Origin of the sequence: Pseudoalteromonas sp. S554 (assembly GCF_005930865.1) — a bacterium.
In the GTDB taxonomy this organism is placed as follows: domain Bacteria; phylum Pseudomonadota; class Gammaproteobacteria; order Enterobacterales; family Alteromonadaceae; genus Pseudoalteromonas; species Pseudoalteromonas marina.
In genome coordinates this window covers 46,155-61,098 of the sequence record NZ_PNDV01000001.1, presented here as the reverse complement: position 1 = coordinate 61,098, position 14,944 = coordinate 46,155, and the positions used below count along the sequence as shown (strand labels likewise).

Annotated in this window: 14 protein-coding genes; 10 read left to right on the top strand and 4 right to left on the bottom strand. The window is 42.6% G+C overall.

Annotated features, from left to right (window positions below; translation table 11 throughout):
* Positions 1–6: 6 nt before the first annotated feature.
* Both CWB65_RS00300 and CWB65_RS00295 read right to left on the bottom strand, forming a co-directional pair.
* Positions 7–1,728 (bottom strand): purine-cytosine permease family protein, encoded by a 1,722-nt coding sequence (locus CWB65_RS00300; RefSeq protein ID WP_039037534.1) that lies wholly within the window; start codon positions 1,726–1,728, stop codon positions 7–9.
* 134 nt (positions 1,729–1,862) lie between these two features.
* Entirely contained in the window at positions 1,863–2,531 is a 669-nt protein-coding gene (locus tag CWB65_RS00295) for an HAD family hydrolase (protein WP_008128555.1), read from the bottom strand.
* A gap of 364 nt (positions 2,532–2,895) precedes the next feature.
* Here CWB65_RS00295 and CWB65_RS00290 point away from each other — a divergent pair, with 364 nt between their 5' ends.
* The 10 genes from CWB65_RS00290 to CWB65_RS00245 all read left to right on the top strand — a co-directional run bounded on the left by CWB65_RS00290 (position 2,896) and on the right by CWB65_RS00245 (position 13,769).
* Positions 2,896–4,428, top strand: coding sequence for a catalase (locus CWB65_RS00290; protein WP_138739548.1), 1,533 nt, complete (start codon positions 2,896–2,898; stop codon positions 4,426–4,428).
* A 96-nt stretch (positions 4,429–4,524) separates the two neighbouring features.
* Positions 4,525–4,986: an ankyrin repeat domain-containing protein gene (locus tag CWB65_RS00285; RefSeq protein ID WP_375277670.1), complete on the top strand. Its 462-nt coding sequence runs from the start codon at positions 4,525–4,527 to the stop codon at positions 4,984–4,986.
* A gap of 119 nt (positions 4,987–5,105) precedes the next feature.
* Positions 5,106–5,975 (top strand): alpha/beta hydrolase family protein, encoded by an 870-nt coding sequence (locus CWB65_RS00280; protein WP_006792621.1) that lies wholly within the window; start codon positions 5,106–5,108, stop codon positions 5,973–5,975.
* Between the two features lie 171 nt (positions 5,976–6,146).
* Entirely contained in the window at positions 6,147–6,800 is a 654-nt protein-coding gene (locus CWB65_RS00275) for a TetR/AcrR family transcriptional regulator (RefSeq protein ID WP_006792620.1), read from the top strand.
* A gap of 3 nt (positions 6,801–6,803) precedes the next feature.
* Positions 6,804–7,286, top strand: coding sequence for a putative 4-hydroxy-4-methyl-2-oxoglutarate aldolase (locus CWB65_RS00270; RefSeq protein ID WP_008128543.1), 483 nt, complete (start codon positions 6,804–6,806; stop codon positions 7,284–7,286).
* Between the two features lie 341 nt (positions 7,287–7,627).
* Positions 7,628–8,836 carry an amidase family protein gene (locus tag CWB65_RS00265; RefSeq protein WP_138739547.1) on the top strand — a complete coding sequence of 403 codons (1,209 nt, stop codon included), beginning with the start codon at positions 7,628–7,630 and terminating at the stop codon, positions 8,834–8,836.
* The gene (locus CWB65_RS00260; RefSeq protein ID WP_138739546.1) at positions 8,833–10,398 is read left to right on the top strand and encodes a gamma-glutamyltransferase family protein; all 1,566 of its coding nucleotides are present in this window, start codon (positions 8,833–8,835) and stop codon (positions 10,396–10,398) included. The genes CWB65_RS00265 and CWB65_RS00260 overlap by 4 nt, the downstream gene beginning before the upstream one ends.
* Before the next feature lie 11 nt (positions 10,399–10,409).
* Positions 10,410–11,234 carry a sulfite exporter TauE/SafE family protein gene (locus CWB65_RS00255; RefSeq protein ID WP_138739545.1) on the top strand — a complete coding sequence of 275 codons (825 nt, stop codon included), beginning with the start codon at positions 10,410–10,412 and terminating at the stop codon, positions 11,232–11,234.
* Between the two features lie 3 nt (positions 11,235–11,237).
* Positions 11,238–12,467: a pyridoxal-phosphate-dependent aminotransferase family protein gene (locus CWB65_RS00250; protein ID WP_138739544.1), complete on the top strand. Its 1,230-nt coding sequence runs from the start codon at positions 11,238–11,240 to the stop codon at positions 12,465–12,467.
* 15 nt (positions 12,468–12,482) lie between these two features.
* On the top strand, positions 12,483–13,769 hold the full coding sequence (locus CWB65_RS00245) for an allantoate amidohydrolase (protein WP_138739543.1): 1,287 nt from the start codon (positions 12,483–12,485) through the stop codon (positions 13,767–13,769).
* A gap of 207 nt (positions 13,770–13,976) precedes the next feature.
* On the opposite strand, the gene CWB65_RS00240 is transcribed toward CWB65_RS00245, so the two are convergent.
* Complete coding sequence (locus tag CWB65_RS00240) at positions 13,977–14,423, bottom strand: hypothetical protein (protein WP_008128531.1); 447 nt, start codon at positions 14,421–14,423, stop codon at positions 13,977–13,979.
* A gap of 132 nt (positions 14,424–14,555) precedes the next feature.
* A complete protein-coding gene (locus CWB65_RS00235) occupies positions 14,556–14,942 on the bottom strand; it encodes a hypothetical protein (RefSeq protein ID WP_138739542.1) in 387 nt (128 codons plus the stop codon).
* Between the last annotated feature and the right edge of the window lie 2 nt (positions 14,943–14,944).

Genomic DNA, 14,944 nt, shown 5'->3' with positions numbered 1-14,944 from the left:
TGTAAATTACAATGCAGCATTGAGCGCTTTATGGCGTTTTAATGACCAATAAGCGGTAACAAAATAGATAACCGTACAGATGAAACACGCTATCTCAAACTGCAATTTGTTTGCGCTATATATGCTCATTGTGTCGCTAAAAAACATGACTTGGCTTGCAAATATACAAATAATGACAAGTGAAATAGTCGAAACCGCATTAAGCACTTTAGTAAACATGGAACCATCAACTACAGGTTTTGGAATGTCTTTCGCCTGCGCTGCTTGATACGCTTTAATATCACGTTGCTCTTGTTCCTCGGCAGCTATATGTTGTTTGTAGTCTTCACCAGCGCCATACTTTTTCGCTAACAGCGTGTAAACAACAATGGTAAAAAACCAGGTAGGTATAAATAAGTAATAAAACGACATAACATCTAGCGCATTTAAACCAAAGCCAAACACTAACGCTAACGCCCAAGACGCAATGGCCGGCACACTTCGAGTTATGTTTTTGTATTTAGCCCAGTAGCGCGTTAAGCCAATTTTAGGAAATAATACATGCTCGGCAAATACAATCGCCCCAACAGGCACAACCAATAAGCCAGCGTAAGTAAGTAAAGGTAGCATTTGAGAAAATACGAACGGGAAACATGCAATAACTACGGTCACAATCCCTACAATAGCGGTTGTGCGCTCACGAGAGTGGTTTACAAAAATAGATTGCGCCGCAAGCCCCGCACGATAAAGGTTTGCGTTAGCAGTAGTCCAACCGGCAATAATTACAATAACAAACCCAGTCCAACCTAATGCGTGGTAAGCCACATCGCCCGGATCGAGTGATGAAATAGTTGTTTTAAGTAATACCGCAACACCTGCACCCATAATACCGGCAGAGATCCACGCTAAGTAATGACCAAAAAACATGCCTACGCCCGAGAACAAACCATAGCTTTTGCGCTTGGCGAATCTAAAAATCGCCATATCAATTAAACCAAAGTGAGTAATAGAGTTAGCAGCCCACGCAAAACCAATTACCTCTAGTAGGCCAATTCCCTGCTCCCCTTCTGCATTCGTACCTGTCCATATGGATGAGTCGCCAATGGTCATAAAGTCACTAAAGCTGGTTAAAGTGGTTGACCCAATTACATGATTTGAAAGTTCAGGGAAAAGTGCAAACGAGCCCGCTATAAAAATAACAAATAGCCAAGGTGCACAAATTTTAGAAAAGTCAGCTACAGTAGAAAAACCATACATAGCCACAAATACAACAATAGAGCCAACGGCTAAAACAATACCCACAAACGCTAAACTATTTGGGTACCAATCTAACTGTGCGGGAATATCAAATAAAAATCGAACCGCAGTGGACGATACCGTAATCATCGCAGCCGATATAACACTAAAAATAATGACGTTAGCCCAGTTATAGAGCTTAGTCATTGAGTTACCAGCAATTTTGTTCAAATAATTATATAAACTTAAACGCGTCTCTACTGCAATTGGCGCTGTAATTAGCCACCAAGAACACATTGCTAATAAATTACCAATTAATAGACCTAGTAAAATGTCGATGGTTGATGCACCCAGTGCAACAAATGTTGCACCAATAACAAACTCAGTGGCTGCAACATGCTCACCCGCGTATAATCCGGCAAAATGCTTCCAACCATGAAGCTTATTATTAGCAACGGGAAGTTGCTCTTCGTTTACATCTTTAAATGTGTGTGTGTGTGGACTCGTTGCCATGGTACTTCCTATTGTTTTAACACGATAATAATCACAAAAACGTGCATTTAGTTGTGTGTGCGGCTAAGCACACAACCTCGAAAATTCTTAAACAACGTCATTCATGTCAGTGTGGGACTAAATCAACGCTGTTTTTATATTTTTAGGGTTGGATACATTTCATAAAACGCTTTCCAAGCTGTTAAATGAGCAACCTCGGGGTATGCCTTGTGAACAAAATTAACAGCTCCTTGCATATGCCCTCCACCGCTGTAATGAAGTACTTGCATGTTTGCGGCAAGCGCCGCACTCACGCCCGCTATAGAGTCTTCTATTACCAAGCAATGGGCTGGGTTAACCCCCATTTTTTTAGCGGCGTGTAAAAATAAATCCGGCGCAGGTTTGCCATTTTTTACTTCACTTGAAGTAAACACCTCATCAAAATAATGACTCAATTTAACGACGCTTAATGCCTTTTCTGTTCGTGCAGGGCTACTACTAGTTGCTATACAGCTAGGTGTAGCTAAATTAGCCAATACCTCTTTAATGCCATTTGTGGGCATTAGGGCTGTTTCAAACTCATGTAAAAGTGCGTTTCTATAATCAGCTTCAAATCGCTCAGGCAATTCAACATTAAATGCATCAGCTATCTTTTGAGTAACCGCTTTAAAATTGCACCCTAAAAAATGTTCTTGTACATAAGCACGGTCAATAAACACCGCTTTATCAACAAGCATATCGATGAGCACTTGCGCACTTAAAACTTCGCTATCAATTACAACGCCATCACAGTCAAAAATAACCAGTTCAATTTTAGGGTTCATTTTTTTACCTTATTGCATTTAGTTTTATGCAAACACAAACCTGAGCATAAGCCCAAAGAGTGAGCATATCCTCTTTATTATTATAATATGTCAACACGTTGTGAACTTAAAAACCCGCCACATAGTTCAAATAATCAACACCTCAATAAAAAAGCTGTTGATTTTCATTAGTTTTGATTTTAGCTGTTACGACTAAAATCGCATGCCGTATTCACAACAAGTGTATTTACTGCAGATGCCAATCTACTTTTTTGATTGTTGTAATCTAAACAATCAATTTTACCGAAATAAATTTAACCCATACACTCGTTAACAGTTAAACAGCCAGCAACACTGCCGGCACTTTTAAATAATGAGGTTGACAATGAAAACTCAAATAAACACAACAAAAACTAAATTAACTTTAAGCGCATTAGCCCTTGCAGTGGCATTACCTGCAAGTGCGGTTACCACTCTTACAAAAGACAACGGCGCAGCTGTTGGCGATAATCAAAACTCAATGACCGCCGGTGAGCGCGGCAGTGTATTGCTTGAAGACGTACACCTTATTCAAAAGCTGCAACGTTTTGCACGCGAGCGTATCCCTGAACGTGTAGTGCATGCGCGAGGAACTGGCGCACACGGCGTGTTTGTAGCCTCAAAAGAACTAGACGATTTAACAATTGCGGCGCCATTTGCAGAAGCAGGTAAAGAAACAGACGTATTTGTTCGTTTTTCATCAGTAATTCACTCAAAAGGTAGCCCTGAAACGCTGCGTGATCCTCGTGGTTTTGCTACAAAATTTTACACAGACCAAGGTAATTGGGATTTAGTAGGTAACAACTTACCTGTGTTCTTTATTCGTGACGCGATTAAATTCCCAGATATGGTTCACTCGTTAAAGCCATCTCCGGTAGATAACATTCAAGATCCTAACCGCTTATTTGAGTTTTTCTCGTACGAACCGGGCTCTACTCACATGTTAACGTGGGTATACAGCGACTACGGTACACCAGCAAGCTTACGCAAAATGGATGGTTGGGGCGTACATGCATATAAAATGATTAATAAATCAGGCGATGTTAAATACGTTAAGTTTCATTGGGTAAGCCAACAAGGTATCGACAACCTAGATGCAAAAGCAGTAGCCGAAGTACAAGGAAAAGATTTTCAACACTTAACACGCGACCTGTACACCGAAATTGGTAAAGGCAACTTCCCTAAGTGGGATCTATACATTAAAACACTTGACCCATCGCAGTTAGATGACTTTGATTACAACCCATTAGATGCAACAAAAATGTGGTTAGACGTTAAAGAAACAAAAGTGGGTACAATGACCTTAAACCGTATGCCAACTAACTTCTTTCAATCTACAGAACAAGTTGCAATGGCACCGGCAAATGTAATCCCGGGTATTGAGCCATCTGAAGACAGACTATTACAAGGGCGTGTGTTTTCATACTCAGATACACAAATGTACCGCTTAGGTGCTAACCACCAACAATTGCCAATTAACCGCGCAAGAGTTGATGTGGTTAACTACAACCAAGACGGCGCAATGAACTACGGTAATACAACAAGTAATGTGAACTACCAACCAAGTCACGAAAACGTTGCAGAAAACCCAATTGCACGCAGAAGTAACACTGAACTTAAAGGTTTTGTACAACAAGCCGCGATTAAAAAGCAGCAAAACTTCGCACAAGCTGGCGTACTTTACCGTGGCTTTAGTAAGCAAGAACGCACTAACTTAGTTAACAACTTAGCCGGCGATTTAGGCAAAGTGAAAGACAGCAAAGTAAAGCACAAAATGCTCAGCTACTTCTACAAAGCCGACAACGAGTACGGTACACGTTTAACGAAAGCCGTAAATGGCGATATTAAAATGGTTAAACAATTAGCCGCTAAACTTTAATAATTTTACCCAACCAAGAGGAAGGATCGACTCTCCTTCCTCTTTTTTTAAAAGGTAAACCGTATGCGTAAATTCCTTATTATATTTACTTTAGTAATGAGCTTTTCAAGCCTTGGTAATGAACAACAAAATACTGTGAATGAGCCAACAACCGCACAAGCACAATACGACAGCTTACTTGCATATTACTTTGCTGCCGCACGTACTGACGACACCGCCGTAATAACGCAGTTTGTTGATGCTGGTATTCCTATTAATAGTTACAACAACAAAGGTTACACCGCGCTAATGATTGCCACTTATCACGGTAATAAAAGCACGGTTAACACGCTTTTACAGTTAGGCGCTAATGCCTGCCTTGAAGATAAGCGTGGTAATACGGCCCTAATGGCCGCTATCTTTAGGGGCGAATTTAGTATAGCTAAAACACTTGTCAGCCTTGATTGCGATAACGCCCATCAAAACAAAGCCGGCCAAACAGCAGAGCAATTTGCACAAACTTTTGGTCAACAAAAAGTACTCGACTTACTAGCGCAGGTGAATAGTGACGCAAAATAGCTTGTTTTTGATTTTTTGCCATTAAGACATGAACACGGGAAAAATAGTATTATTGCCTCTACTGGTCTAACCAGCTATTCTTTTCACCTGTGTACTTTATATGGAAAATAATAACTCTAATGGCCACACCACACTTTGATCACATCACTATTACCTGCAATAACAGGCAAACATTAAGCGCGCATGTATTTAAACCAGAAGGCACCATAAAAGGCGCAGTAATGATTGCACCTGCAACGGGGATTAAGCAGCAGTTTTATGCAAACTTTGCTACTTACTTGCAGCAAAATGGATTTGCCGTTATTACGTTTGACAACAGCGGGATAGGCCAATCACTTAAAGGCAGCATTAAAAATAGTAAAGCGAATTTGCAATCGTGGGGCGAGCAGGATATGCCCGCAGTGCTAGAACAACTTCAAAAAACATTTCCGAATACCCACTACCATTTGATAGGTCACAGTGCCGGCGGGCAGCTAGTAGGTTTAATGCACAATGCCACTCAACTCAGCTCACTGTTTAACTTTGCGTGTTCGTCGGGCAAGTTGACCAATATGCGCTTGGCGTATCAGGTCAAAGCACACTTTTTTATGAATGGGGTTATTCCGGTGAGTAATGCACTATTTGGCCATACTAAATCACAATGGTTTGGTATGGGCGAGCCTTTACCTAAAGGCGTAGCTCAACAGTGGCAAAAATGGTGTAACGCACAAGGGTATGTTAAATCAGCATTTGGCAATACAGTATTTCAACATTTTTATAATGAACTAGCCATGCCTTCCCTTTGGATTAATGCCAGCGATGATGATATAGCAAATAACGATAATGTTGCTGATATGCTTTCTGTTTTTCCAAAACTTAACGCACAAACGCTACATTTAACGCCCAGTGAATATAACCTGAAAGATATTGGCCATATGAAGTTTTTTAGTAAAAGGTCTGCCGCTTTATGGCCTTTAGCACTAGACTGGCTAAATAAACATAGTATTTAACACCATGGTGTGTTTAGCTCCCTACACGCTAAACACACACCTGCTAACTCCATCTAACCTCTGCATACCTAAGCATATTTACGTGCTGTTAAATTTAAAGCCACTTTAGTAATTGACCTTTCGGTCAGTAAAGCTACAATCAATCAACACGTTAAACACGCACAATCAATAATGACCACACAAATAAAACCAAATAAAAAAGAAGTCACTCGGGAAAAAAACCAACTGCTTATATTAAATGCCGCCGAGCAATTATTTTCTCTTAATGGGTATGACGGCGCAAGCATGAGCATGGTTGCAAAAGAGGCTAACGTTCCAAAAGCTAACATACTGTATTACTTTAAAAGCAAAGATGGCCTTTACGAAGCGGTAATAGACAGAATAATAGCAAATTGGAACTTAGGCCTTGATAACGTCACCGCTGAAGACGACCCCGCAGCAGTGCTTTATAACTACATAAAAAGTAAAGTAATACTTGCCGTAAACCAACCTCTTCAGTCTCGTTTATTTGCCAATGAAATTTTGCGTGGCGCCCCCTATTTACAAAACTACTTTAGAACAAATACACGGCCTTGGGTTAAACAAAAAATTGATGTGTTTCAATCCTGGATGGACGCAAAAAAAATAGACCAAGTTGATCCCCATCACCTTTTATTTACTATTTGGTCAACAACACAATACTACGCAGACTTTCAAGCAGAAGTACTGCTAGTTATGAATAAATTAGAATATGACGAAACCGACGTGGCACAAATAACACAATCAATTGCCCACATAATTTTAAAAGGTATTGGCTTAAAAATACCCGCCCCAAACGAGGCCTAACACATGGAAAACTTTACAACCCCTGACCTATTCGACGATCACCGCAACTCGGTTCAAGTAGCAGATAGTGGCTTGCGCCACTTTGGTAAAAAAACCACCTTTAGTGGCCAAGCAGTAACGGTAACCTGCCCAGAAGACAACTCGCTTGCCGCCGATGTTCTCCATCAAGATGGTAAAGGGAAAGTGTTAGTAATTGATGGGTTTGCTAGCAAACGTTTTGCTTTTATTGGCGACATTATGGCCGAACGCGCGCTACAAAATGGCTGGGAAGGTGTTGTAATAAATGGTTGTTGCCGCGATATAGAAATACTTGCCACTATGAATTTACCCGTAATGGCAATTGGTTCAACCCCTCGTAGCACACTTAAGCGCGGTTTTGGCGATCAAGACCAAGTTATTAATATGCTGGGTACCGCAATAGCACCAAACGATTGGCTGTATGGCGACGTTAATGGCCTAATAATTAGTAAAGCCCCCCTTATTTAATAAATTCGTGTAAATAATAACAACCAGTTTGGTGCAACAATGCACCAAGTTGGTTTGTTTTGCGGTTAAAAACACCCACTTTATAACTTAAAAATTATAAATCCCTCTCTGCAACGCCCAAAAACCTGACCAATCGGACAGGGAATTTACTTTTGGCATTTGTTTTGCTTGTATTAAGTTCGCTAAAACCACAACCACCGATGCAAAGTACAATTAGTGCTCAGTTAATATAAATAAGATATTACGTAGAGAGCCGAAAAAAATAACAACACTATTCTCTTTTACTCAATTTAAAATTAGTAAATAACCATTTGGTCAGTTTTATGTAGGTGGGTTACAAAATGAACACGCAATTAAAAACTAAATACACAGGTATATTTTGTGACCATGGACCCAGTAATTGGCAATCAAGTCAAACGGGCACACTAAGCACTAAGCGCCTAGCCGTAAAAGATGTATTTGCAGTTAAAGGCGAGCGCAACAGCGCAGGTAACCCTAGCTGGTTTAAAGCAGCAAAACCTGCCCAGCAAACAGCAAGTAGTGTTAACAAATTAATGGATGCTGGCTGTATTTTTAAAGGTTTTACCCATACCGACGAGCTTGCCTATAGCTTAGAAGGTAATAATACTCACTATGGCGCAGCACAAAACCCCAAAATAAAAGGGCATGCATGCGGTGGTTCTAGTATGGGATCAGCCGCCGCAGTAGCCGGCAATTTAGCTGACATCGGGTTGGGCACCGATACCGGAGGCTCTATTAGAATACCCGCAAGTTATTGCGGTTTATTTGGTATTAGGCCAAGCCATAACGTAATTGAAAAAGACGGCCTAATCCCGCTAGCACCGCCTTTTGATACCGTTGGTTGGCTTACCCAAAGCGCAGAACTATTAGAAAAAGTAGGCAATGTACTGTTACCAAGCCAAGCTATTAATAGTGTAAATACCTTGGTTATTTGTGAGCCCTTATTTGAGCTAGTCAGCCCAGCTTTACAAGCACCACTTAAACAATTGCTTAAAAAAACCAAACCTTATTTTAAACACCACAAAAATTTTGAACTACCTAACATCAGCTTATTAAGCGAACTCGCTGATAGTTTTAGAATATTGCAAGGACGTGCTATTGCTAAAGTGCACAAAGATTGGCTTCAGTTGCCGGAGCACCCTCCCCAGTTTGCTCCGGCAATCGCGGCCCGTTTTAAAATGGCATTGGCACTAACCGCCCAAGAAGAAAAAGAAGCACTTAACGTTCAAACCCAATGGCAAACATTAATTGCTAAAAACCTAAATTCAACTAGCTGCTTATTTTTGCCAACAACCCCAACAACCGCACCTAAATTGGGCGCCGACACAAGCGCCTTACGCATGCAAATAATCACCTTATCGGCTATTGCGGGCTTGAGCCGCTCGGCGCAAGTTCACTTACCATTGGCTAATCTAGCAAATGGCCATCCATATGGGTTTTCACTCATGATGAGCCACAATAACGATAAAAGCTTACTTGCCTGCGCAACACAACTAGCTGCATATTTTAAACAGGAAACTCTCACATGAACGCACACAACATTGCCTTTACGGCCCCGCACTTCTCAGCGACCGAGGCAGGCACCTCAATACTAAAACAAGGCGGCACAGCCACCGAGGCTATGGTTGCAGCAGCCGCTGCTATTAGCGTGGTTTACCCACATATGAACTCAATTGGTGGCGACAGTTTTTGGCTTATTGACAACCCAAACCAAAGCACACCCAACGCTATTGATGCATGCGGGCGTGCACCAAACAACATCAGCGCCTACAGCAATGAGCCACACATACCAGAGCGTGGCGGTTTAAGCGCATTGACTCAAGCGGCTACACTTCGTGGCTGGCAAAAAGCCCTTGAATTAGATGAGCACGCAGTCCTTTCGTTAAGTACTATTTTAACCCCAGCTATCAAACTTGCCCGCGAAGGGTTTACTGTTACCAAAAGTTTGCAAGCAGGCTGTGAAAAACTCGCGACGGTTACCAATACAAATGATGCATTTAAAGCACTATACATCCCAAATGGCAAACCGTTAAAAGCAGGCCAACATTTTAAAAACCCAAAACTTGCCGATACCTTTGAGCATTTAGCTAAACATGGCTTAAATGCATTTTATGAAGGCGAACTTGCCGACTCGTTTGCAGCCGATTTAGCCAAAGCTGGCAGTATTATTACCCCAAATGATATTGCCAACACGCAAGCCGATGTAATAAGCCCGCTAAATGCTAATTTGTCGGGTATTAATTGCTACAACTTACCTGCACCTACTCAAGGCGTACATTCGCTACAAATAATTGGTACCGTTAATAAGCTAAAACACACCGCTAAAACCGAAGCCGATTGGACCCACTTAATTGTAGAAGCCACCAAGCAAAGCTTTACGCACCGACCAACGCTTTGGGCCGACCCTAAAGCGCTTGGGGATGATTATAAAAACGCATTAACTGATGAGCGTTTAACCGAGCTTGCCAACAATATTGATATGAATACCGCCAAAAAATGGCCGTTTGATGCTCAGCCCGGCGATACAGTTTGGATGGCAGCACGCGATAAAAACGGCCAACTAGTGAGCTTTATTCAAAGTATTTACTGGGAATTTGGTAGCGGCATACTCATGAGCGAAGGCGGGTTTGTATGGAATAACCGCGGGCTAAGCTTTAGCTTAAACACTAAAGATACCAATGCACTAGCGCCAAATAAACGCCCAGCGCATACCCTTAACCCAGCTATGGCTAAGTTTGACGATGGCAGACGCCTTGCCTACGGCACTATGGGTGGTGAAGGCCAACCACAAACTCAAGCAGCTGTATTTGCCGGATACGCGTGGCGAAATAAATCAATTAACCAAGCGGTAAGCGATCCGCGCTGGTTACTGGGCCGCACATGGGGCGACACCAGCACAAATTTAAAAATAGAACACAGCCTCGCTGCCCAAATAGACAATGAATTAAATAAACGTGGCCACGACTGGGTAAGTGTCGAAGACAACAACGAAATGATGGGTCACGCGGGTGCTATTTTAGATACACCTACAACCCTTGAAGCTGCAACGGATCCTCGCTCTGATGGCCGTGCAACTGTTTCATCAACGTAGTAGGAACACACATGACAGAAATAATGAATCAATGGCCAATTATTGCGGCCTTAATAGCAACCGGTATTTTTGCCGGAATTTTAGCAGGACTTTTTGGTGTAGGCGGCGGTATTGTTATCGTACCTGTGCTGTATTTTTTACTGCAAGGTTTTGGCGTAAGCCCTGAGTCGGCCATGATGATAGCCACCGCGACATCGCTTGCCACCATAGTGCCTACGTCTATTTCGTCTATTCGCTCGCACCATGCAAAGGGCAACATTGACCTTGCTTTAATTAAATACTGGGCGCCGTTTATTTTAGTAATGGCCATTGTAGGCAGCTACTTAGCGCACTCAATACGCGGTAATGCACTGGTACTTATGTTTGCTTGTATTGCTATTTTAGTCAGCCTTAACATGTTGTTTAGAGCCGGCGCACCAGCCCTTGTAAGTAAATTACCGGGTAAATTTGGCCAAGGCGTAATGGCAAGTATTGTTGGTGGCTTATCGGTAATGATAGGCATTGGCGGCGGCACAATTGGTGTGCCCATGCTTAACGCATTTAACGTACGTGCCCATGTTGCCGTTGGCACAGCAGCTGTATTTGGCTTATTGATTGCGCTACCGGGCGTAATTACCTTATTAAGTATTGGCACCACGCCAACCGATGCTCCCCTAGGTACGTGGGGGTTAGTTAACCTCCCTGCCTTTTTACTTATTATTCCACTCACTATTTTGTTTGCGCCTATTGGCGTAAAAATTGGTAGCAAGCTGGATCAAAAACAATTAAAACGCGCCTTTGCCGTTGTATTAATGATAACGGGCATTCGCATGCTTATTCAGACAATCGGAGCCTAAAACATGTTTAGCAAAACGCAAATTCAAACTTTAAACCCGCCGCAGCGTTTACTCATGGGGCCTGGGCCAATTAACGCAGATCCACGCGTCCTGCGTGCTATGTCGGCGCAGCTAATTGGCCAATACGACCCAGTAATGACCGGTTTTATGAATGAAACCATGGCGCGTTATCGCGAAATATTTAAAACCAAAAACGAATGGACCATGTTAGTTGACGGTACATCGCGCGCAGGAATAGAAGCCGTATTGTGCTCTATTTTACGCCCTGGCGATAAAGTACTGGTGCCCATTATGGGCCGCTTTGGCCACTTGCTTGCTGAAATAGCCGAGCGCGTAGGCGCAAAGGTACACACCATAGACGTACCCTGGGGCGAAGTATTTACCCCCGAACAAATAGAAAAAGCCATTGTTGATGTAAAACCCCATGTACTTGCCATGGTGCAAGGCGATACCTCTACAACCATGAACCAGCCGCTTGAACACATTGGTGATATTTGCCAAAAGCACGATGTATTATTTTACTGCGATGCCACCGCCTCAATTGTGGGTAACGATTTACCCGCCGATGAGTGGAAACTCGACGCGCTGTCGGTTGGTTTGCAAAAATGTTTAGGTGGCCCGTCTGGCTCTGCCCCTTTAACACTGAGCGATAAATGCGCCGATTGGATCCAAAAACGCAAAAAAGTAGAAGCGGGGATTCGCACCGCGGAGCATACCGACGGCACCGAGCCATTTGTACGCTCTAACTACTTTGATTTAGGCATGATCATGAATTACTGGGGGGAGGAGCGCCTTAACCACCACACCGAAGCCACCAGCATGCTGTATTGCGCATCAGAATGTGCTCGCATTGTTATTGAAGAAGGCGTAGATAACTGCGTTGCCCGCCACAAGTTACACGGCGATGCCATGCTAACGGGTATTCAAGCGCTGGGGTTAAACGTATTTGGCGACTTAAACCATAAAATGAACAACGTAGTGGGTGTTTATATACCCGAGGGCATTAATGCTGACCACGTACGCGCTCAAATGCTAACCGACTTTGGTATTGAAATTGGCACCTCGTTTGGCCCGCTGCATGGCAAAATTTGGCGTATTGGCACCATGGGTTACAACGCCCGTAAAGATGCCGTATTACAAACATTGGCAAGCCTAGATGCCTGCCTGCATGCCAACGGTTACAAAGGCCCTAAAGGCGAAGCCGCTATTGCCGCCCTTTCCCATTACAAATAATAAAAAGGATTTAGCATGACGATTGCAAGCCCACTCCATGAGCCATTATTAAACAGAGAGCTGGCTAATAAATTTGCTGCACGCGCCTTAGCGCGTTGTAAAACACTTAGCAGCCTATCGCAAATGCAAGGTGGCATTCACCGTGTGTATTTATCTAAAGAGCACAAAGAGTGTAATAGCGTTACTGCCACTTGGATGGCTGAGGCGGGCATGCAATCGTGGCAAGACGAAGTAGGCAACTTATGGGGGCGCTTAACATCATCCAACCCACACGCTAAACGCTTAATTATAGGGTCGCACCTTGACACTGTACCAAACGCCGGTGCATTTGATGGTATTTTAGGGGTGTTACTTGGTATTGAAATAGCCGCCCTTGCACACACGCTTAAGCTTGATTTACCCTTTCATTTAGATGTTGTGGGTTTTTGTGATGAAGAAGGCACCCGCTTTGCCACCACTTTAATTGGCTCAAAAACACTGGCAAACGAGTTTGACCCGCAGTGGTTAAATATAGAAGATACTAACGGCATTACTATGCGCCAAGCCATGCTGGATTTTGGTTTAAACCCAGATGATTACGCTAAAGCCGCGCTCAACAAAAACGAGTTACTCGGTTACTGGGAAACCCACATAGAGCAAGGCCCTGTGCTTGAGTCGGTAAATCAGGCATTAGGCATTGTCACAGCCATTGCAGGGGCCAAGCGCGCTATGATCACTTTAACAGGTCAAAGCGGCCACGCGGGTACTACACCAATGAATTTACGCCAGGATTCGTTAGCAGGCTGCGCCGAACTGATTCTTGCCATAGAGCAACTAGCAAAAAACGCGAGTAATGGTGAGGTAGCCACCGTAGGTCAAATTCATGCTCGTCCAGGCGCTACAAATGTTATTGCTGGTAAAACCACCATTAGCCTAGATGCACGTGCACAGAGCGACACCGATCTCGCTAACTTACTAAGCGCCATACAAAGTAGCGCTCAATCTATAGCAAACAAACGCAATTTAACGCTTGATTGGCAGTGGACTCATGCCGCCGAAGCCGTAGCGTGCGACACTCAAATTCAGCATTTATTTACTAGCGCATGCAAACTTAACAACCAAGCATCGCCTTCACTTGCCTCTGGCGCTGGGCACGATGCAATGGCCATAGCCCCTATTTGCCCCGTTGGCATGTTATTTATACGCAGCCCTGGCGGCATAAGCCATCACCCCGCAGAAGCTGTTATCGACAGCGATGTAACAAAAGCACTCAGCATAATGTACAGCGCGCTTGTACTGTATACACAAACGTTAAAAGAATAGTGAAGCTAATAAGTAATCCAGAGGTTAAAATGTAAGTATTGCTCTATTTAACGATTAACTTTGCGAGGTTTTACTCGCATATCACCAAGATGAGTTACAGCTACAGCAGTAATAGTAAATACCTGCTTTTTATATTCAATTGTAATATTACTGATGTTTAAACGGCGTATTTACGTCAATTATTTAATAATGTAACTAGGTGGTAGGTTAGCAATCAGATTGCGGCTGTGTTTCCATGTATTCTTCCACAATTTCTAGCTGCCCCTTCTCCGTTCTTTTTAGAAGCATATAATAGCCTTTATCGGTATAACATTTCTTTTCAGAATATCGGTGTGCCTTGATCTTGTAGCCATTTCCTTCAGGCTTTATTGCTATGTTTTTGAATGTGCTTTTGTCATTTTTCATTTTTGCCAATGGCATTACACGTTGGACAAGCACCTTCCACTGTTCACCCGTAATTTCCATTTGACGCTCCTTACCATGCGGGTAAACGCGATAGGAATGAATTTTGGCATCGTTTGCATATAAAGAAGCAACTTTCACGTCAAAATTACTACCTAACTTCGTATATTCATCAAAAAAACTTTTCGCATTTTCCGATGCATGTGAAATGCTCGACATTAAAACTGCAACAGCGAGTATAACTTTTTTCAAATGTTGGCTCCTTACTAAGATTGATGATTGCTAACGCTGCATATAATGCGGGGAATGCTTGGCTATAATTAGCAGAGAATGAGTCTCAAAAGAGCATTTAACGCCATTTTTAATGCGCTTGATATATGCTGACTATGCCTGCTGCGGTAATTTTAATTGCTTATAAACTTTCTTACACTTACCACAGGTGATATCTAATTCGAACTTATAGTTAACGCACTGAAAAAAGAAGCCATACACTTTACTTCCAATTTTTATAAACGTCAGAACAAACGCTGTTGCCACCATAAAACTAAATTCATAAGCGCCATTTTCGTAGAGTGCTGAATCTATACACAACTCAACAAATAAAAGTGCCACAACCTTATAGTGCTTGCCAATTACCGCAATAACAAATGTAAAAAAAGCTATAAAATAAGCAAAACCTTGTGACTCTTCAGCTAAAAAAGCCAAGAAACCTATTGGAATAGATAAACAAAGGCTAAGAAAAAGAAATCCCACCATATCGATTTTTGACATCC

Bases quoted from the DNA above. Each gene is read 5' to 3' on its own strand.
- CWB65_RS00260 (WP_138739546.1), top strand. From the start codon at position 8,833: ATGAACGCACACAACATTGCCTTTACGGCCCCGCACTTCTCAGCGACC.
- CWB65_RS00280 (WP_006792621.1), top strand. From the start codon at position 5,106: ATGGCCACACCACACTTTGATCACATCACTATTACCTGCAATAACAGG.
- CWB65_RS00245 (WP_138739543.1), top strand. From the start codon at position 12,483: ATGACGATTGCAAGCCCACTCCATGAGCCATTATTAAACAGAGAGCTG.
- CWB65_RS00235 (WP_138739542.1), bottom strand. From the start codon at position 14,942: ATGTCAAAAATCGATATGGTGGGATTTCTTTTTCTTAGCCTTTGTTTA.
- CWB65_RS00290 (WP_138739548.1), top strand. From the start codon at position 2,896: ATGAAAACTCAAATAAACACAACAAAAACTAAATTAACTTTAAGCGCA.
- CWB65_RS00255 (WP_138739545.1), top strand. From the start codon at position 10,410: ATGACAGAAATAATGAATCAATGGCCAATTATTGCGGCCTTAATAGCA.
- CWB65_RS00300 (WP_039037534.1), bottom strand. From the start codon at position 1,728: ATGGCAACGAGTCCACACACACACACATTTAAAGATGTAAACGAAGAG.
- CWB65_RS00270 (WP_008128543.1), top strand. From the start codon at position 6,804: ATGGAAAACTTTACAACCCCTGACCTATTCGACGATCACCGCAACTCG.
- CWB65_RS00285 (WP_375277670.1), top strand. From the start codon at position 4,525: ATGAGCTTTTCAAGCCTTGGTAATGAACAACAAAATACTGTGAATGAG.
- CWB65_RS00275 (WP_006792620.1), top strand. From the start codon at position 6,147: ATGACCACACAAATAAAACCAAATAAAAAAGAAGTCACTCGGGAAAAA.
- CWB65_RS00250 (WP_138739544.1), top strand. From the start codon at position 11,238: ATGTTTAGCAAAACGCAAATTCAAACTTTAAACCCGCCGCAGCGTTTA.
- CWB65_RS00265 (WP_138739547.1), top strand. From the start codon at position 7,628: ATGAACACGCAATTAAAAACTAAATACACAGGTATATTTTGTGACCAT.
- CWB65_RS00295 (WP_008128555.1), bottom strand. From the start codon at position 2,531: ATGAACCCTAAAATTGAACTGGTTATTTTTGACTGTGATGGCGTTGTA.